This window comes from Desulfonatronospira thiodismutans ASO3-1 (assembly GCF_000174435.1).
Lineage (GTDB): Bacteria > Desulfobacterota > Desulfovibrionia > Desulfovibrionales > Desulfonatronovibrionaceae > Desulfonatronospira > Desulfonatronospira thiodismutans.
Map to the genome: position 1 here is coordinate 24432 of NZ_ACJN02000001.1, position 20008 is coordinate 44439.

A 20008-nucleotide genomic window follows, 5' to 3' on the forward strand; every position below is an offset into this window, starting at 1 on the left:
GCGAGAAGTAAAACATCCACCGGTCCAGTAAGGATAAACTTCCTGGCCTGCCGATTAGGCAGGTCAGGTTGATTTGTGTAGATTCGTGTAGATTCGTGGATAAAGTTCTTTGTCTTTGGTCATAATTTGGCTTTCTCTAAATAAAACAGTTAGTTTGTAACAACCCCTTAAAGGTAGTATTGCCCATAAAAAGGAGAAAAGAGATGGTGTTTGATGTCCAAAAAGAGACTCTGCCCAGGGATGAACTGGAAACCCTGCAGCTGAAAAGGTTGAAATACCTGGTTCAAAAAATATATCATAATGTACCCTTCTACAAACAGAAGTTCAAAGAACTGGGGCTAAAGCCGGAAAATCTCAAGTCTCTTTTTGACCTGCGCCAGATGCCCTTTACCGAAAAGCAGGACCTGCGCAACAACTACCCCTTCGGCATGTTTGCCGTGCCCCGGGAAAGCGTGGTCCGGGTGCACGCCTCTTCCGGCACCACCGGCAAGGCCACTGTAGTCGGATATACTCAGCGCGACGTGGAGACCTGGGCCGGGCTCATGGCCAGATCCTTCGAGGCTGCCGGGGCCACCAGGACGGATATCATTCACAACTCCTACGGATACGGCCTGTTTACCGGAGGCCTGGGAGCCCATTACGGTGCGGAAGCCCTGGGGGCTACAATCCTGCCTGTTTCCGGAGGAGCAACCAAGCGCCAGGTCATGCTCATGCGCGACTTCGGATCCACTGTGCTTTGCTGTACTCCTTCCTACAGCCTGCACCTGTATGAAACCGCACTGGCTTCCGGCATAAGCATAAGCGACCTCAAGCTGAGGGTGGGCATATTCGGAGCTGAACCCTGGACCGAGGAAATGCGCCAGGATATTCAGAACAAGCTGGAGATCAAGGCCCTGGATATCTACGGTCTCTCGGAAATCATGGGTCCGGGCGTGGGCATGGAATGCATCGCCGCCCAGGACGGCCTGCATCTCTGGGAGGACCATTTCCTGCCGGAAATTATCGACCCTGACAGCGGCGAACCTCTGCCTGTGGGAGAAAAAGGCGAACTGGTCATCACCACCCTGACCAAGGAGGCCCAGCCCCTTCTACGCTACCGCACCCGGGACATCACCAGGTTAAACCCTGTCCCCTGCCGCTGCGGACGTACCCATTACCGCATAGAGCGCATAACCGGCCGCAGTGACGACATGCTCATTATCCGGGGAGTAAATGTCTTTCCCTCCCAGATCGAGAGCATCCTCCTGGAAACCGAGGGACTGTCCCCGCACTACCAGCTCATCATCGACCGCGAGGGCGGCATGGACACCCTGGAAGTCCGGGTGGAAGTGCACGAAAGCATGTTTTCCGATGAAATCAGGCACCTGCAGCGCCTGGAAAAGAAAATATCCGGGCATATCAAGGAATTTCTGGGAGTAACAGCCAAGACGACCATGGTTGAACCCCAGGGCATAGCCCGTTCCGAGGGCAAGGCCCAGAGAATCATAGACCGCCGCAAAAAATAAGCATAACAGGTAACACCCGGGGAGGAAAAAATGATAGTTGAACAGATTTCCATATTTCTGGAAAACAGGGCCGGCAGGCTGGCTGATGTCACCAGGACCCTGGCCGAGGCCGGGATAAATATCCGGGCCCTGTCCCTGGCCGACACTACGGACTTCGGCATCCTGCGCCTCATTGTCACCGACCACGAGAAAGCCAAGCAGGCCCTCAAGGAAAACGGCTTCACCGTGGGCCGCACCAACGTAGTGGCAGCCGAGGTGGAAGACCGACCCGGCGGGCTGCACGCCATCCTGACCATGCTCAGCGAAAACGGCATTAACGTGGAATACATGTACGCCTTTGTGCAGCAAAGCGGCCAGAATGCCGTTTTGATCTTCCGCTTCGACAGAACGGAGGAGGCTGTAGAGACCCTGCAGAAAAACGGGGTACGCATCATCCCCGGGGATGAGCTGTATAATATTTAAACTTTAGGGAGTTAGGGATTGGGGGATTGAGGGATTGAGGGATTCAGGGATTCAGGGATTTAGGAATTCAAAGGAAGGGAGTTCATACAACCACCCCCGGCCCCTCCTTGGCTAAGGAGGGGAGCTACACCGAGTCCGTAATCCTGTACTGAGGAGCAGGCCCGGTGGAACGTAACTCTTCAGGGGGGGATATGCAATTTGCCTGTCTGCCACAGGCGGGTAATGTCTTGCTGGGGATTTTTTATTCTTCAAAACCGTGTGTGCGGAGCACCTGCCTGCCCGGTATAATTCCGAAGGACAGCGAAAGCGTATTATACCCGGGTGTGAAGCCTGAAGGCTTCCCGTGCCAGAGAAGATTTTTTTGGCACGGGCAACTTCGTTGCACACGGGCGGCTCTGCCGCTCACGGCTGGGGAGTACGCCTCAGGCCTATTCCCGGTGGCGATTGCTGGCACCCCTTGAATGGTTACGGTTGAACGTTGCCATGCTCAGTGCAAAGATAAATCTCTTCCTTTGCGATCTTCGCTTGCCCGGTTAAATGCGTAAGCACCTCGAAGAGGATTTAACTGGGCGCCTTTGCGTGAGAAAAAATGGGTTGTGGGCATAGCCCGCTTTAGTACTTACACTTTCTGGCCTGCTGTTAACACAGGCAACCGGAATTTTTCCCTTGACCAAACCCGCTTGTGGGGTTATATATTAAAACTTACGCATGATTGTGGTGAGTGTAGCTCAGTCGGCAGAGCACCAGGTTGTGGCCCTGGGGGTCGTGGGTTCAAGTCCCATCACTCACCCCAATACTCCCCAAATTTTCTTTTTCCCACCTCCATCCGTTTCCATAACTCAAGCAATACCAAAGAAATACAGACCTTTTTTAATAACAGGGTGCGGCTCAATCTTTTGCTGAACGCGCCTCAACCTGCAGCACCTTGCCTCCTAAAAACCGAGGATCTCCTTGACAAACAACACACTGAGTCATATTTATGAGTCATAAAACATCAGGAGATGAGTCATGCAGCAAATCACCATCCGGGGCATCGACCCTGAAGTTGAACAGGAAATACGGCGAAGGGCAGATCAAAACCAGAAATCCATCAATCAAACTATCAAAGAAATCATTTATGAACAAATCAGACCAGTGAAACCTCCCACATCCTCCCTTAAACAGCTCTCTGGCAGATGGACCCAGGAAGATGCCGCTGAATTCGAATCAGCCGTAAAATTTTGTGAACAGATAGATGAAGAAATGTGGAAATGAAGCTAATTCTGGACACCAATGCCTATGCAGGCTTTAAACTGGGTTATTCCGAACTGGTTGAATATATTGTCCGGGCTGATGTTATATTTATATCTCCCATCGTACTAGGCGAACTCATATTCGGATTCAGGAATGGCTCAAGATTTTCTGATAACATGAAAGACCTGAATCTGTTTTTATCACATCCGGCAGTTGAAACCACTACAATTACCGATATTACCTCTGATAGATATTCAAGAATCGCCTTGCAACTAAAAAATCAGGGAACTCCCATTCCCTCAAACGACATATGGATTGCCGCACAGACAATGGAAACAGGGGCGGAGCTTGTAACCATGGATAATCATTTTGATAAAGTCAGCGGCCTTGTTTATCGCCTTTTTGTCCGTCCCCCACCTCCCTAATCTCCAATGCTCTCACTACAACGACACCTTTCAAAGCTTTCAATTCCGGCCAAGGAAACAGGCATAACCCGCACTGACTTTTAGTAAATAGATTCTGGTCTTACAGAAAAAAAAGCCGGAGACTGAACACTGCGAGCAAGACCAAAGTTTAGCTGGAATAAAGGGCGGTATGCGTAAATAAAGCATTTCCGCATAATGACTACCTGTAATCCTCGGAGCGGATTTCGTATCTGCGCATAATTTTCTGCAGGGCTGTACGGCTTATGCCGGCTATATCAGAGGCCCGGGTCACGTTGCCCTCGGTCTGACCCAGCAGCCTGGTTATATATTCCCTGGTAAAATTCTCCAGGAGCTCCTCCTTGGCCTGCTGGTAAGGCTTGACCGCCTTGCCGTTGCTGTCTTGGTCCTGCCGGCTCTCGGCCGAGCCATACAGACTGTCCTGGGCAACGCGGATATCCGCGGCTCCTATTTCTTCCTCAGGCGAAAAAAGGGCCACCCTGCGGACAAAATTCTGCAGCTCGCGCACATTGCCCGGCCAGGATTTGTGCATCATGGACTGGATCGCGGCCACGCTGAAACGTTTCAGGGGCAGGCCCAGCTCATTGCAGACACTGCGCAGGAAATGATCCGCCAGGAGGGGAATGTCCTCTGTGATCTCGGAAAGGGAGGGAGTGCGCAGGGTGACGACATTCAGGCGGTAATACAGGTCTTCACGAAAGCTGCGGTCCTGAATCCTGGCTTCCAGATCCTGGTTGGTGCAGGACAGAATGCGCACATCAACCTTGCGGGATTTATCCGAACCCAGGGGCCGGACTTCTCTTTCCTGCAATACCCGCAAAAGCTTGGTCTGTATGGATACCGGCAGATCCCCTATTTCGTCCAGCAGCAGCGTGGACTTGTCCGCCTCCAGGAACATGCCGGTGTGGTTCTGCTCCGCCCCGGTAAACGCCCCCTTTTTATGCCCGAAAAGCTCGCTTTCCAGCAGGTGCTCCGGGATGGCCGGACAGTTGACAGTGACCATCCTGCGGCTGCTGCGGGGACTTAATTCATGCAGGGCCCTGGCCACCAGTTCCTTGCCGGTTCCCGATTCGCCTCTGATCAATACTGTATAATCAGTACCGGCCAGGGCCTGTATTCCGTCGTAAAGCCGGCGCATAGGCGGTGACTGGCCCACAAAGTCTGCAAAAGGTTCTTTTTCAGAGACCTTTTTGCGCAGGTTCATGTTTTCCCGGATGAGCAGGCTCCTCTCCAGGGCCTTGTTCAGGACCCGAACCAGATCCGGAATCTCAAAGGGTTTGGTGATGAAGTCATAGGCTCCCTTTTTAATGGCCTCCACTGCAGTTTCTATACTTCCATAAGCTGTTATCATCACCACGGTGATCCAGGGATCAATCTCCTTGACCGCTGTCAAAACTTCCATGCCGTCCATTTCCGGCATGCGGATATCCAGCAGCAGCACGTCCACAGGCTGCCTCTTGATGGATTCCAGCCCGCTCAAGGCACTGGAAAAAGTCTCCACCTGGATATTTTCAAGCTCCTGGGGCAGAATCCGTGACAACCCCTGCAGCATATCCTTTTCATCATCTATTATCATCAAGCGCTGCTTGCTCATATTTTCCCCGCCTTATACATTCCCCGACTCTTCAAAACTACCTCCCCCTCTTCTTCCCCATACCCAACTCCCATACGCCCATACTCACATACTTACATACTTCTTCCCCATGCCTGCCCCGTGAAACAGCCCAAAAAGCTCCCTGTCGTAGACAGGGGTTTCACTGGGACCCTATGCCCCACACTTCCCCCAATCCCCCAATTCTTCAATTCCGAATTCCTCAATGCCTGAATCCCCCAATCCCTAAATTCTTAAATCCATGCCCCATGCCCCATGCTCAAACAGGCAATTCAATAACAAACCTGGTCCACTCACCAGGCCTGCTCTCGACAATGATTTCACCTCCATGCTCCCGGATAATTCCATAGCTCACGGAAAGTCCCAGACCTGTCCCCTCGCCTGTGCGTTTGGTACTGAAAAATGGATCGAATATCTTGTCCTGCATGTATTCCGGAATTCCTTCACCATTGTCCCAGAATATCACCCTGGCCAGACTGTCCTGGGCCATGTATCTGGTGCTTATGTGCATTTTGCCATCCCGGCCATCCATGGCCTGGCGGGCGTTCATCAGCAGGTTCATGAATACCTGCTTGATTTTGTTGGTGTCCATTTCCATTTGGGGCAGATCAGGATCCAGGTCTGTCTCTATCTGTACCCCCTGTTTTTTGAACTGCTCACCCACCATACCCAGGACTTCTTCCAGGGTCTGGTTCAACGAGGCAGTATGCTTACTGGTTTCTCCGCTGCGGGCGAATTCCAGAAGGTCGCTTACGATGCGCTTGCAGTTGCGGGCCTGTTTTTCAATGGTGACCAGATCCTCCTGTCCCTGAGGCACTTCGGAAAACTGCCGCTTTAATAGCTCTACGTAACAAAGAATCACTCCAAGGGGGTTATTGATCTCATGGGCCACACCGGCTGCCAGTTGTCCCATGGCCACCAGCTTTTCAGTCTGCTGGATCTTCTGCTCCATCTGTTTTTGATCTGTTATTTCCTTGACATAGCGGATCACCCTTTCCACATCTCCTGATTCATCCAGTACAGGATAGCAATGCACCTGAAAAATACCTTCAGGGGCGGGACAGCGGGTCTCAAGAACCACGGGTGTTCTGGTCTTCAGCACCTCGTTCAGGCCGCAATCATGGCACGGCCTTTCACCGCTGCCGTGGATTTCATAGCACCGCCTGCCGATGACTTCATCCATATCCACATTATACATCCTGGCATAGGCCCTGTTGACCATCTTGATTCGAAAATCCCTGTCCATAAGAATCACCTGGTCGGTAATGCCGTCAAAAACCGATTGCAGAAGCTCCTTGCTCTGCAGGAGTTTCTCCATGTTCTGCAGGCTTTCCACGGCGATACCTATCTGCCGTCCTATGGAAGCCAGAAGGCTGTGCATCTCGCTGGTGAGTTCATTTTCATTAACCCCGGAAAATGTCATGACCCCGAGCACCCGCCCCCGGCAGCAAAGTGGAATGTTCAGACAACCGGAGTTCTGTCTGCAGTCGAAATAGCTGGCTTGCCCGCAGGCGGCCTGGACAATGGATTCTTCCAGATTCCGGGGCTGATACATGCTTGCAGGAAGATCTTGGCCCTGAAGAGGGACCTTTGTACTGAGACCGGGAGAGTTTTCATGGTACTGCAGAACCAGCATGCGCTGGTTTTCATCATAAAGATAAATTCCCGCTCCCCGGGCCGGAAAGGTCTTCAGGGTCCAGTGCAGAACCTGGGGCAGTATTTCTGAAAGACCGACTGCCTGTGTTGTAAGCTCAGCCAGGACATTGAGAGTCTGAAGCTCCTGGTTCCTGGCCCTGACCTGAACCTGCAGACGTTCTTCAGAGTCCCTGAGGGCCCTGGTTCTCTCCTGAACCTTGACCTCCAGATTCTGGGCGTACTGTCTCAGCTGCTCCCGGGTCCTGCGCAGGTGTTCCGCCATGCTGGAGGCGGCATCGGTCAGCTCGTTGAGCTCGTCACCGGCATCCATCCCCCGGCTGGGTATATGCACCAGGTTCGCAGGATGACTGTCTGCTTCATCCCTGAATATCTCCAGAAGACCGCGAAGGTTGGTCACCACCATGCGGTTGAAAAAGAAGCTCAGGGCAATAAATACGATGGAGACTCCAAGAAAAACCACCAGAAAAACGGAAAAGGCCTTTTCTCTGACCTGGGCCATGGCCGCCTCCACGGGAATACTCACCACGCTCAACCCGGCAAGCTCACCCTCGCTGCGCCCGAATCCCCTTTCACTGCCATACATCTCCACCAGTACCTCCGGAGCATCATCAGGCGACCCATGACAGCGCATACACTCGCTTTCAAAGACCACAGGCCGGTATCTCTTGAACTGATCCTTACCGTTGACGCTCACTACCCCCTGCCATTCACCTGTTTTCCCCTGCTCAGCAAAATGCTCGATCTTCTCCCTTTCCAGCTCGCTGGCTTCATAATCGGTATTTCTGGCATTGATGGACACACGCCTGTAATCGAATTCTTCCAGGGTAGGGGTAAATCTATCCATAACCGATCTGCCTACATAGGAAGTTGACATGGCTTCGAGCATAAAGTGATCCTGACCGTACTTCTCGTACATGGCAGGCCTTAACACTTCCCGGACGTAATCCCTGCTGGCATCCACAGCACCCATGACCAGCTCTGACTTGGCCAAAGCGTCCTGCTCCATCTGGCGCTTTTCGTAAAAATAAATGACAAAAGCACTCACCAGGCACACAGCCAGCAGAATCAAGCCGGTACCCAGCAAAAATTTGGACTGGACCCCCATGGAACTTTTAAACCATGAGCTTTTCCTGCGTAAATCGTCTTTGTTGCCGTTTTTCTGCATTCTGATTCTTCATCATAAACGTTTTAGACTTACTCCTGAAACCCTGTCATAAAAAACAAGAAACTTAGACAGGATTAACAGGATTGTCAGGATAAGCAATCAGCGGCCCCGGTGAAATCAGCTGCGCTGTCCTTCGGAATTTCACAGGGCAAGCCGGAAGCCGCAGATTGCATTAGCCATCCAGCACTCACTTTCTTCCGGCACTCATGAATGCAGGAAAAAAGTGAGTGCTGGAGTGATAACCTTTTGGCCTGGCTTCCGGCCAGGACAAAAATGTTTTTCTCTTAATCAATCTCTTAATCCTGTTAATCCTGTCAAAAAAGCTCTTTTCTTTAATGGGTTTAGGGTAAAGTCCGCGTTAGATATTCAAAAATTTCAGTTGCCACTACATCTCATCGTTTCAGCATCAAGAATGGCTGACAAGCTTTCCAGGCCAATGTGCACCTGAGCTGAAACAAACATTTTTAAGCTATACAAAAACTTTTTCTCTACTTCTGAAAGTTACGTAATTTTTATCGTCCATGTCAAGCTGTCTCGGGCCTGAGCCATGCTTGAAAACAGAAGCGACATCTTTGCTGCTGACAAAAGTTTGCACCCGCCTCGTATATATTGCATCCCAAACCTGCCCTGCGCAGTTCAGAAGCCCGGCCCCAAGCTTTTCTTACCAGCCCAAACCATTGAGACAAGGCTTTTTTTCGTAAAAACAAATCATTTCCCAAAAAATGGCCTGCATATTGCTATCGCCAAACCCAAAAAAACTTTGTGCTCCTTTGACATAATCTACAAATCTATTTTTTAAGCTCAAACTAAATCACAGGCTGACCCTTTCAGGCACCTGGAAAGGATTTTTACTTCAAGAGGCAAATAAAGGCAGATCAAGGCGCACTCATTTGCGCCAGAATATTTATAAACCAACAAAACAGCTTAGGAGGAACTTTGTTATGAAACTACTGGTACCCCATGACGGATCGGAATTCGCAAACAAGACCCTGGACAAGGCCATTGAGATGGCCAAAAAACACGGTGAGGCCACCATTTCATCGGTTGTGGTCGTCCCTGACCTGTGCATGTCCTTTGTGGGCATGGATGAATGCAATCTCCTGGAAAACACCCTGCAAAAAGAGGGTGAAAGTATCAAGAAAGCAGTCGAGGCCATGCTGTCTGAAAAAGGGCTCAAGGGTGAAGTGGTGATTAAGGCGGGTGCTCCTGAACACGTAATTCTGGAGACTGCTGATCAGCAGAATGTGGACTACATTGTTATGGGCGCGTCCGGTAAACATGGCGCTGCATCCCGGGGAGCACTGGGCGGAGTTACCTGCAAGGTCATCAATCTTGGCAAGCACAACGTGATCGTCATTAAAAAATAAACCTCTGAATAAAATAAAGGAGTTATGAATTATGGCTGACAACGAAAAAAAAGAAGCTCAAGAAGCTATTCAGGAAGAAATGGCTGCCACTTCTTCCTCCGGCAAGGGCAGGGACTGGGCGCAACTCTACAAAAAAGAAGACTGGTGGGCCAACTGGCTTGGTCTGGCCCTGCTTCTGTTTGCTCTCGTGGTCTTCTGGGGAGCCACTCCCGCAGACGCTCCTGAGAAGCTGGAAGAGTTCGAGGCAAAGGTCGAGTACGAAGAAGAAAGGGCTCCCTTTGCCACTATAGAGCAGATCGAGGCCCAGGACGAACTGGACGATATCCGGGCCCAGGACTACGGGCTGGGACCGGCCCTGGCCAGCCTTATTCAGCGCCCCCAGGGCTGGGATGACAATCCCATTGAAGCATTTTACATGAGCGAGTCCAGGGCTGCTGAAATGCGTGAAGAGGCAAAGCCAGCATATGAAGAAGCCCAGCAGAAGACAGAAGAAGCTTATGATGAAGCCAGGGAAGCCCAGGAAGCTGCTGCAGAAGCCGATTTCGAGGATGAGGCCTTAAATGAAGAGGCGGTAAACGCCATTGATGCCTGGCTGGATGCCCGGGACGCCGAATCCAGTGCCAGAAGCGATGCCAACGTTGAAGGGTACAACATTATACCCTCCATGATCCTGCTTATGATCCTGACAGGGCTCATGTTTTCCATAGGTATCAGCTTCATGGGTGGAAATGTCGGCTCATTTCTGATGGGTTACCCCATTGTATTCATCATTTCCATAATCGGATTCTTCATCGGCAACCACGCCATAGCCAGTGAATATGGCTTAAGTTACGTACTGTGGTGTATTATTATAGGCCTTCTCATCAGTAATACCATGAGTACACCTGGCTGGGTCAAACCAGCGGTTCAGACCGAGTACTATATCAAGACCGGACTGGTCCTTCTTGGCGGCAGTATCCTCTTCGGCCTGATCCTCATGATCGGCGCTCCCGGCATCGTAGTGGCCTGGGGTGTTACGCCCACAGTTCTTATCATCGGTTACTGGGTTGGAAACAGGGTCATCAAGCTGCCTTCCAAGCCGCTCAACGTCTGCGTGGCCGCAGCAGCCAGTGTGTGCGGTGTGTCCGCAGCCATCGCCGCGGCGGCAGCCTCCAAGGCCAAGGGTGAGGAACTGACCATCGCTGTCGGGCTGTCCTTAGTTTTCACCGCCCTGGGCATGTTCCTCATGCCGGCCCTGGTGGTAGCCGTAGGCATGAACCCCATTCTGGGTGGTGCCTGGGTCGGCGGTACTGTCGACTCCACCGGTGCAGTTGTGGCCGCGGGCGAGCTTCTTGGCCCCGGAGCCATGTACACTGCAGCCACACTGAAGATGATCCAGAACGTAATGATCGGTATCCTGGCTTTCGGTATCGCTGCCTACTGGGCCACCAAGGTGGAGCGTGAAGGAAGCGATGTTGAGTTGACCCTGGGCGGAGCTCTGCGCGAAATATGGACCCGCTTTCCCAAGTTCGTCATCGGATTTGTTGCGGCCTCCATATTCTTCACCATCGTCTACGAATCCATGGGACACCAGATGGGTGAAACCGTTGTTCAGGACGGCGTCCTGGGCGGATGGGCCAACCCGCTGCGGGCCTGGTTCTTTGCCATGGCCTTTACCAGCATCGGCCTGGCCACCAACTTCCGCGAACTGGCCAAGTACTTTGCCGGCGGAAAGATCCTGTACCACTACATCTTCACCCAGGGATTCAACGTCATCCTGACTCTGTTCCTGGCCTGGCTGATGTTCATGGTCTTCTTCCCCGGCGTAACTGAACATCTGATGGAAATCAGATAAACAGGGCAATAAATGAACAATAAAGAAACCATTAAAGCCCCGGCCGATGCGAATGCCCCGGCCGGGGCAAAAAGAAGATGGGCAAGGATCCTGGTGACATCCTCCCTGCTCCTGATACTGGGGATAGGCGTTGCCTACCTGCACAGCCTGCCCGTAGTCCAGGAGGTCAAACAGGCCTTCCGGGAAAGCGGCATAGATGTCAGTGCTTTTACCTACAGCGACGTGGAAGAGTACAGGGATGTCAAATCAGGTCTTCGAGCCGACCCCGTAAGATAACACAACCACTTCCCACTACACACCATGTACATGGTGCAGGGTCAATCCAAACTCTGCACCATGTACATACATCCAGACCGCAACTGCCTGAACCCGTATAGAGCCTTCTCCGCACGATGCCTTTCTTTATTCAGATGCACTGCAAAAAATCGAGAAATCAACAACCAACATAGCTTTTTGTTTTTACTGACCTCTGACGTCTAATCTCTGATTCCAATTTGCAATCAAGACAATCTTAATGTTTATCACTACAAACCCTTAGGCAATGCTTTTCTTATCTGCGGAGATCTGCGCAATCAGCGGCCAAGATTCTTTGCCTTTGATATTATCAGTTGCATGAAGAAGAAAGATGTTAGCCGCTGATCTCGCCCCAGTGAAATAATAAGAGATTTCACGGGGTAAACTGATCTACGCTGATTAAAATCATTTTGATAACAATATAGAATGACTTTTGTCACTCGTCTTCGCCTGACAAAAAAGACTGTTTGCAGTCACATCTTCTTCAGAGACAATCCCATTTTGATCAGGCCTCGTTTGTCCCACCAGCCACCCCCGATATCCGCAAGCATTGTCCGCTAACTTATGCCCCAGTGCCAACCTTAGTTGGCACCAGCACCCTCAACACAGCACTAAACATCATTTTTTTACCATGAAAACAAGGCTCCCTTTGTTTGTGCAATACCCTAACCTGTTATAATAGCATTATTTTTTTGTATAGTGACACGAAACACAAACTATGGCCCATATTTTGCTATAAAGATGCAAGTGGACCTGAGCAACTTACTATAAACCCTATACTATTTTTAAGGAGTAGACTTATGAACCTGTTAGTTCCGCATGATGGATCCGAGTTTGCAAACAAGACTATGGACAAGGCAATAGATTTTTGCCGAAAATTGGGTGGAGGCAAAGTTTATTCTGTTGTAGTTGTACCTGACCTTTGTATTTCATTCGTAGGAAGAGATGAATGCAATCTACTGGAAAGCACTCTGCAAAAAGAAGGCAACGAAATCAAAAATAATGTGCAAGGCAGGCTAACTGAAAAGGGTGTTGATGGGCAGGTAATGATCAAGTCAGGCGCTCCAGAAAAGGTAATTCTCGAGACTGCAGATGAAGTGGATGCTGATTATATAGTTATGGGCGCATCCGGGTCACATGGAGCAGATGCAAGAGGAGTGCTTGGAGGGGTAACCTGCAAAGTCATAAACACTGGAAAAAGAAGTGTCATAGTTATCAAATAATTTTCAGTAAAGATACCTTTTAGAAGACGCGACGGTATTTTTTTGCAGTCACATATTTTATACCATAACTATTTTAAATGAACAAGGAGATCTAAATCATGGCAGAACATGACAAGAAAGAAGCCCAGGAAGCCATCAAGGAAGAAATGGCTGCAGCATCTTCCACCGGCAAGGGCAGAGACTGGTCGCAACTGTGGAAGAAGGAAGACTGGTGGGCCAACTGGCTTGGTCTGGCCCTTCTATTATTCGCCCTTGTGGTCTTCTGGGGAGCAACTCCCTCGGACGCCCCAGAACAGCTGGCAGAACACGAGGCAGTGGTTGAGTACGAGGAAGAAAGAGCCCCCTTTGCCACTATAGAACAGATCAAGGCCCAGGATGAACTGGACAGCATCCGGGCCAGGGACCATGGGCTGGGACCTGCAATGGGCTGGCTTATCCAGCGTCCCAGGGGCTGGGATGACAACCCTGTGGAAGCCTTCTACATGAGCGAGTCCAGGGCTGCTGAAATGCGGGAGGAGGCAAAGCCGGCATATGAAGAAGCCCAGCAGGCAACTGAAGAGGCCTTAGCTGAGGCTGAAGAGGCCCAGGCCGCAGCTGCAGAAGCCGATTTCGAGGATGAAGCCTTAAACGAAGAGGCCGTCAACGCCATCGATGCCTGGCTGGATGCCCGGGACGCAGAGTCCAGCGCCAGAAGCGATGCCAATGTTTCCGGCTACAATCTTATCCCCTCCATGATTCTGCTCATGATCTTTACCGGTCTCATGTTCGCCATAGGCATCAGCTTCATGGGCGGCAATGTGGGCACATTTCTGGTGGGATATCCCATAGTGTTCATTATATCCATAATCGGGTTCTTCATCGGCAACCACGCCATAGCCAGTGAATACGGCTTGAGCTATGTGCTGTGGTGTATTATAATTGGTCTACTCATCAGTAATACCATGAGTACACCTGGCTGGGTCAAACCAGCGGTTCAGACCGAGTACTACATCAAGACCGGACTGGTGCTTCTCGGGGGCAGCATTCTTTTCGGCCTGATCCTCATGATCGGCGCTCCCGGCATCGTGGTGGCCTGGGGTGTTACGCCAACAGTTCTCATCATCGGCTACTGGGTGGGTAACAAGTACATCAAGCTGCCCTCCAAGCCTCTGAATATATGCGTGGCCGCAGCAGCAAGTGTTTGCGGTGTGTCCGCAGCCATCGCCGCGGCGGCAGCCTCCAAGGCCAAGGGTGAGGAGCTGACCATCGCTGTCGGTCTGTCCTTAGTTTTCACCGCCCTGGGCATGTTCCTCATGCCGGCACTGGTCATGGCCGTGGGAATGAACCCTATTCTGGGCGGTGCATGGGTCGGCGGTACTGTCGACTCCACCGGTGCAGTTGTGGCCGCGGGCGAGCTTCTTGGCCCCGGAGCCATGTACACCGCAGCCACCCTGAAGATGATCCAGAACGTCATGATCGGTATCCTGGCTTTCGGTATCGCTGCCTACTGGGCCACCAAGGTGGAACGTGAGGGAAGCAATGTAGAGTTGACCGTGGGCGCAGCTCTGCGCGAAATCTGGGTCCGCTTTCCCAAGTTCGTTATCGGCTTTGTGGCGGCTTCAATCTTCTTTACCATCGTGTACGAAGCCATGGGTCACCAGATGGGCGAGACCATTGTCAGCGACGGCGTCCTGGGCGGATGGGCCAACCCGCTGCGGGCCTGGTTCTTTGCCATGGCCTTTACCAGCATCGGTCTGGCCACCAACTTCCGCGAGCTGGCCAAGTACTTTGCCGGCGGAAAGATCCTGTACCACTATGTCTTCACCCAGGGATTCAACGTCATCCTGACTCTGTTCCTGGCCTGGCTGATGTTCATGGTCTTCTTCCCCGGCGTAACTGAACATCTGATGGAAATCAGATAAACAGGGCAAGAAATGAACAATAAAGAAACCATTAAAGCCCCGGCCAATGCGAATGCCCCGGCCGGGGCAAAAAGAAAATGGGCAAGGATCCTGGTGACATCCTCCCTGCTCCTGATACTGGGGATAGGCGTTGCCTACCTGCACAGCCTGCCTGTAGTCCAGGAGGTCAAACAGGCCTTCCGGGAAAGCGGCATAGATGTCAGTGCCTTTACCTACAGCGACGTGGAAGAGTACAGGGATGTCAAGTCCGGACTTCGGGCCGACCCGGTGAGATAAACCCCTCCATACTACACCAGTGTACGGGAGCACGGTCAAACAAGACCCTGCTTCCGTACACACAAAAAATCCTCCCGGCTGTCATGCAGCGCTTTCAAGTCATCCTGTCAAGGACAAACATGAAGCACACCACAAGTATAAAGCAGAGTAGAGAAAGAAGCACTCCCAGGGTCATGATCTTCAGGTCGGAAACTTTTTTGGGGCAATAAAGGCGAGCTTTGCAGGAAGTGCAGACGGTGTGATGGCTTTGCGCCAGGACCCCGCAACTCGGACATCTGCGGGGAGCAAAAATCCTGCGCTTACTTCTCCCGCTGTCGGGAGTTATGCCGGAAGGCTGATGCAACAAACCCATGGCAAACCTCCTGGAAACCCGGACGGGCTTCAGGGCAGCAGGAGCTGACAGCTTTATACGTCAGGAACTGAAAATGCTGCCGGCTTCCTGGTTGCGCAGTATGGAAGCTTGTTTTTCCATCTCCGAAACCACCTTGCGGCTGTCGTCACTGTCGTGAAAAGCATGCAGGGCGGCCTTGTTTACTTCTTTCTCAGCCTGGTTCAGCTTGTTCAAAAACTTCTTGTATTCATTTTTGGTCTTGTAGGCAGATCTGACCAGTTCGGGGTAATCCCTGCCGGAGCTTCGAAGAAGACTGCGGTAATGTTTTATGAGCAGGCGGATTTCCTCCATCTGCCTGTTGCGGACCTCCTGAACGTTGGGGCCGTCAACATCGTAGTCCGCAAAAAGATCCATCTCCCGTTCCTCTTTTTTTTCTCCGCGAACCAGTTCCTCCCTGGCCAGGTTGAGGGCATGCAGCTTGGTGCGTGTAAACCCTTGCTGAAAATTGGCCAGATTGTTCTTATAGCGTTTTATATGGTTGGCATGGTAAATAAAAAGAATAGGCACCAAAAACATCCATACGCTCAACTTGGGCTTCTGGATAACAGAAGTCGCCAGGGTATGAGCAAACTGCTCCTCCCTTTGAAAAATTGCGGTAAACCTCTGCTCAAAATCCTGATCCATATCAGCCCCCTTAAAGACAACTACAATTTCAGCTCGGTCATTTCAATGTGTTTTTTTGCTGCACAGGTTTCTCATTTTAATAAAACTACAAAGAAACTTTGCGTGCAGCCCAGGTGATCTTTTTTGCGGCAAGGGCATTTCATGAAAGGCCCTTGCCGCCGGAAAACAGGAAAAACCCCGGGCATGTTTTTAATTTCAGACCGCCGGGGACTGGTTTAGTGTTTCTGATAGACAGCTGTTATGCTAAAGTCAAGCCAAAAGGGCAATAACCTGGCATATTCATTATCGCGTTTAGAATGATTCCCGGCCAACCAGCTGAAAATATCACAGCCCCTTATCAGCCATGTAGGCCACCAGGTCGCCGATACGGCAGGAATAGCCCCATTCGTTGTCGTACCATGCATATATCTTGGCTATGTTCCCGGACTGAACCATGGTGAAGTCGGCTTCTACAATCGATGAACGGGGATCACCGATAAAATCTGATGAGACCAGCGGGTCTTCTGAATAGCCCAGGATGCCCTGCAGCGGGCCTTGGGCTGCACTCTTGAGTACTGAGCGCAAATCCTCGGTGCTTGCGTCGCGTTCCAGCTCGCAGACGAAGTCCACCAGGGAAACAGTAGGTACAGGCACACGCACGGAGAACCCGGAAAACTTGCCCTCCATCTCAGGCATAACCAGAGCCACGGCCTTGGCCGCCCCGGTGGAAGTGGGTATCATGTTGCAGGCCGCTGCCCGGGCACGTCGCAAATCGGAATGGGGCAAATCAAGTATGCGCTGGTCATTGGTATAAGCGTGGACTGTGGTCATAACCCCCTTGCTAATGCCGAAATGCTCGTGAACTACCTTGACCACCGGAGCAAGGCAGTTGGTGGTGCAGGAGGCGTTGGAGATGATGTGGTGTCTGTCCGGGTCGTAATCGGACTCGTTCACGCCCAGGACGATGGTTATATCCTCTTCCTTGGCAGGGGCGGATATAATGACCTTTTTGGCGCCGGCCTCTAAGTGCATGGAAGCCTTTTCTTTGGTGCGGAAAATTCCGGTGCATTCCAGTACCACGTCCACGCCGAGAGAACCCCAGGGAATAAGCCTCGGATCGCGTTCAGCGCTGTTGTGCACAACAAAGTCATCGCCTACGTGGATGGCGTCACCCTGGACGCTGATACTGGGCTCAAAAGGACCATAGCTGGTATCCCGGGACAAAAGATGGGCATTGGTGTTGATGTCGAAAAGGTCGTTCACCGCCACGACTTCAATGGTATCCCGGTGATATTTCCATATGGCTTTTAGTACCTGCCGCCCGATGCGGCCAAAGCCGTTTATTCCTACTCTTACCTTTTTGCTCATGTCTTCCTCCAGACGCACCTTTAGTGCGATATTTTAAATTGGCATGTATACCCGGCGCGTCCTCTGGTCTTCACGCCCGCGGGATCACTCATTTCTATAAAACGTAATGTATGCTAATTAGTTTCCATCCGGAAAGTCTTTCTTTCCGGATGTTGAAGCTGTTGGTTTTCTTTACGGAAACGAGGAGTTTTTTCTTTTGGCAAGGAAATCAAGCAATTATGAGGAGGCGTATCTTAATACGTTGACGAATAATTGTGCAGATTGACGCCGCCAAAAGGAAAAAGAACCGTTTCCGGATGAAAACTAATTAAAACCAGTTAGTCCTCAAAGACCTGGTATACATATTCGTTGGCCAGTTCGCTGGTCCGCTTCAGTGCGTGGTACATGCGGGCGTTTTCCAGGGCTATGCCGCACAGGTTGGCGGTGCAGCTCAGAAAATCCATTTCTTCATCGGTAAAACTGCGGGCCTGCCCTGAATATACCCGCAGAACACCGATTATCTTGTCCCCCTGGGCTGTGAGCGGAACCACCAGCAGCGAGACTATGCCCTCTTCCGATGCCTGCTGCGGATATTGAAACCGGTGATCGGTCCGCACGTCTTCGATATAGACCGGCCTGCCTTCAAGGGCTTCCTGGTCCAGCTTGCTCTTGGCCACTTCCACAGTCCCTTTATGGGCGTAACGTTCACTCAGGCCGTAGTAGGCATCTGGCTTGAGAACAGTGCCACTCCTGTCCAGCAGCCGGATAAAGCAGCCCTTAGCGTTCATGGCCTTGGTGACCTGTTCCACAATCTGCCCCAGGACCTCTCTTGGTTCCAGTGAAGAATTGACTACCCTGGCGATCTTGTAAATGGTTTTATAGAGTTCTTTGGATTCCATGTTGTAACCTGCCTTTGTTTAAAATTTTGCGAAGTTTAGGCTCAGTTCATTCGAACATGGTAACTCTTAAATTCATAAAGGCCGCTGGTCAACCTTAACCATTCAGGGGATCCACAGCGGTGACTTATGGTACTCACGCCTCAGGCGTGACTAAGGACTGTCCCCCGCTAAGTACTCCCAGCAGGCAAAACAGGATTACCTTGACGCCCATTTAAACATAGTCTTTAAAAATGATGGATAAAAAAAGATACCTTGCATCCAAGGTGAATTCACTGCTGACCATGTTCCCGGCTGTGGCAATAATCGGTCCCAGGCAGTGTCTAAATTGGGGACAGGCACCCCGCACTTATTTTTATTAAATGCTCTTGGTTTTATTGGAAAAAATAAGTGCGGGGAGCCAGCCCCCGGAGATAAATCATAAGTTTCGCTGTAGTGTTAATCAAGCTCCAGTAGAAGTATTTATACAGATGCATGCGACAGAGTGTTGCCACGCCTCGATCTGCTCCCCTCCTTGGCTAAGTAAATTGGGGACAGGCACCCCGCACTTATTTTTATTAAATGCTCTTGGTTTTATTGGAAAAAATAAGTGCGGGGAGCCAGCCCCCGGAGATAAATCATAAGTTTCGCTGTAGTGTTAATCAAGCTCCAGTAGGAGTATTTATTCAGATGCATGCGACAGAGTGTTGCCACGCCTCGATCTGCTCCCCTCCTTGGCTAAGGAGGGGTTGGGGGTGGTTCGATATTTAGCTCCCTTCCTTAACCGGCTTCTTCCCAGGCCAAGCAGGGGAGCTGGACCGTGGCCTGGATTTACTTGGGTGGTGAAAACTTAGGCAACTCCCGGAAAATAGAATTATAAACTTGGGTAGGCGGCGACCTTTTAATTTTCCGCATGTTGCCCAGAACTCCCCACCCTGAAACTGTTACGTTATTTTAAGGTAGTTGCTTTAATCAAGCTCCAGTAGGAGTATTTATTCAGATGCATGCGACAGAGTCTTGCCACGCCTCGATCTGCTCCCCTCCTTGGCTAAGGAGGGGTTGGGGGTGGTTCGATATTTAGCTCCCTTCCTTACCCAACTTCTTCCCAGGCCAAGCAGGGGAGCTGTACCGTGGCCTGGAATTACTTATGTGGTGGACTTCTGGAATGTTTATAAGGAAGGGATTTCATACAACCACCCCCGGCCCCTCCTTGGCTAAGGAGGGGAGCTACACCGTGCCCTGGATTTACCTGGGTGGTGAAAGCTTAAGCAACTCCCGGAAAATAGAATTATAAACCTGGGTGGGCGGCGACCTTTTAATTTTCCGCATGTTGCCCAGAACTCCCCACCCTGAAACTGTTACGTTATTTTTAGGTAGTTGCCTTAATCAAGCTCCAGACGGAGTATTTATACAGATGCCTGCGTCAGAGTGTTGCCACGCCTCGATCTGCTCCCCTCCTTGGCTAAGGAGGGGTTGGGGGTGGTTCGATATTTAGCTCCCTTCCTTTTCCGCGCAGGGTCACGGAAAAAGCCTAAGTGCTTAGCTTAGCACAAATTTCAAACAAACATGTTTCTAACTGATTTCTCACACCCCGCCCCTCTGGACCTGACCCCCAGCCTCTGCAAAAAAATTTTTGAAGGCGTATCTCTGACAGGGCCAATTTATGCTCACAAAAAAATTCAAAAAATTTATAGAATTAACCCCAAATCCTGGACAAGTGCTCGAAAGTTCAGACATTTCCAGGCAGTTTTCAGAGCCATTTTCTAAGTCAAAAACAAGGGCAAAATGATTCTCTCCGCCAAGTTGAATGCGCAATGTATG

At 51.0% G+C, this 20008-nt stretch carries 16 protein-coding genes and 1 tRNA gene; 11 read left to right on the forward strand and 6 right to left on the reverse strand.

Annotated elements, in window-relative coordinates; translation table 11 throughout:
- Positions 1–203: 203 nt before the first annotated feature.
- From DTHIO_RS00155 to DTHIO_RS00175, 5 genes are all read left to right on the forward strand, one after another.
- Entirely contained in the window at positions 204–1505 is a 1302-nt protein-coding gene (locus tag DTHIO_RS00155) for a phenylacetate--CoA ligase family protein (protein WP_008868350.1), read from the forward strand.
- Between the two features lie 30 nt (positions 1506–1535).
- Positions 1536–1967: an ACT domain-containing protein gene (locus tag DTHIO_RS00160; RefSeq protein ID WP_008868351.1), complete on the forward strand. Its 432-nt coding sequence runs from the start codon at positions 1536–1538 to the stop codon at positions 1965–1967.
- 717 nt (positions 1968–2684) lie between these two features.
- Positions 2685–2760, forward strand: a tRNA-His gene (locus DTHIO_RS00165).
- A gap of 215 nt (positions 2761–2975) precedes the next feature.
- Complete coding sequence (locus DTHIO_RS00170; protein ID WP_008868352.1) at positions 2976–3221, forward strand: FitA-like ribbon-helix-helix domain-containing protein; 246 nt, start codon at positions 2976–2978, stop codon at positions 3219–3221.
- Complete coding sequence (locus DTHIO_RS00175; RefSeq protein WP_008868353.1) at positions 3218–3625, forward strand: type II toxin-antitoxin system VapC family toxin; 408 nt, start codon at positions 3218–3220, stop codon at positions 3623–3625. Before DTHIO_RS00170 ends, DTHIO_RS00175 begins: the two co-directional genes overlap by 4 nt.
- A 199-nt stretch (positions 3626–3824) precedes the next feature.
- Here DTHIO_RS00175 and DTHIO_RS00180 read toward each other — a convergent pair whose 3' ends face one another.
- Positions 3825–5237, reverse strand: coding sequence for a sigma-54-dependent transcriptional regulator (locus DTHIO_RS00180; protein ID WP_008868354.1), 1413 nt, complete (start codon positions 5235–5237; stop codon positions 3825–3827).
- Positions 5238–5514: 277 nt separating this feature from the next.
- Positions 5515–8076: a c-type heme family protein gene (locus DTHIO_RS19330; RefSeq protein ID WP_008868355.1), complete on the reverse strand. Its 2562-nt coding sequence runs from the start codon at positions 8074–8076 to the stop codon at positions 5515–5517.
- A 941-nt stretch (positions 8077–9017) separates the two neighbouring features.
- On the opposite strand from DTHIO_RS19330, the gene DTHIO_RS00195 reads away from it, so the two are divergent.
- The 6 genes from DTHIO_RS00195 (at position 9018) to DTHIO_RS00220 (ending at position 14971) form a co-directional block, all read left to right on the forward strand.
- Entirely contained in the window at positions 9018–9443 is a 426-nt protein-coding gene (locus DTHIO_RS00195) for a universal stress protein (RefSeq protein ID WP_008868356.1), read from the forward strand.
- A gap of 31 nt (positions 9444–9474) precedes the next feature.
- Complete coding sequence (locus tag DTHIO_RS00200; RefSeq protein WP_008868357.1) at positions 9475–11277, forward strand: YeiH family protein; 1803 nt, start codon at positions 9475–9477, stop codon at positions 11275–11277.
- A 12-nt stretch (positions 11278–11289) separates the two neighbouring features.
- Positions 11290–11553, forward strand: coding sequence for a hypothetical protein (locus DTHIO_RS00205; RefSeq protein WP_008868358.1), 264 nt, complete (start codon positions 11290–11292; stop codon positions 11551–11553).
- 818 nt (positions 11554–12371) lie between these two features.
- A complete protein-coding gene (locus tag DTHIO_RS00210; protein ID WP_008868359.1) occupies positions 12372–12794 on the forward strand; it encodes a universal stress protein in 423 nt (140 codons plus the stop codon).
- A gap of 98 nt (positions 12795–12892) precedes the next feature.
- Entirely contained in the window at positions 12893–14695 is a 1803-nt protein-coding gene (locus DTHIO_RS00215) for a YeiH family protein (RefSeq protein ID WP_008868360.1), read from the forward strand.
- 12 nt (positions 14696–14707) lie between these two features.
- Complete coding sequence (locus tag DTHIO_RS00220; RefSeq protein ID WP_008868361.1) at positions 14708–14971, forward strand: hypothetical protein; 264 nt, start codon at positions 14708–14710, stop codon at positions 14969–14971.
- Between the two features lie 94 nt (positions 14972–15065).
- Here DTHIO_RS00220 and DTHIO_RS21540 read toward each other — a convergent pair whose 3' ends face one another.
- From DTHIO_RS21540 to DTHIO_RS00240, 4 genes are all read right to left on the reverse strand, one after another.
- Positions 15066–15323 (reverse strand): hypothetical protein, encoded by a 258-nt coding sequence (locus DTHIO_RS21540; RefSeq protein ID WP_008868362.1) that lies wholly within the window; start codon positions 15321–15323, stop codon positions 15066–15068.
- Positions 15324–15383: 60 nt separating this feature from the next.
- On the reverse strand, positions 15384–15986 hold the full coding sequence (locus tag DTHIO_RS00230; protein ID WP_008868363.1) for an NF038143 family protein: 603 nt from the start codon (positions 15984–15986) through the stop codon (positions 15384–15386).
- A gap of 324 nt (positions 15987–16310) precedes the next feature.
- Positions 16311–17333 (reverse strand): type I glyceraldehyde-3-phosphate dehydrogenase, encoded by a 1023-nt coding sequence (gene gap, locus DTHIO_RS00235; protein WP_008868364.1) that lies wholly within the window; start codon positions 17331–17333, stop codon positions 16311–16313.
- Between the two features lie 317 nt (positions 17334–17650).
- Positions 17651–18211 carry a GAF domain-containing protein gene (locus tag DTHIO_RS00240; protein ID WP_008868365.1) on the reverse strand — a complete coding sequence of 187 codons (561 nt, stop codon included), beginning with the start codon at positions 18209–18211 and terminating at the stop codon, positions 17651–17653.
- Between the last annotated feature and the right edge of the window lie 1797 nt (positions 18212–20008).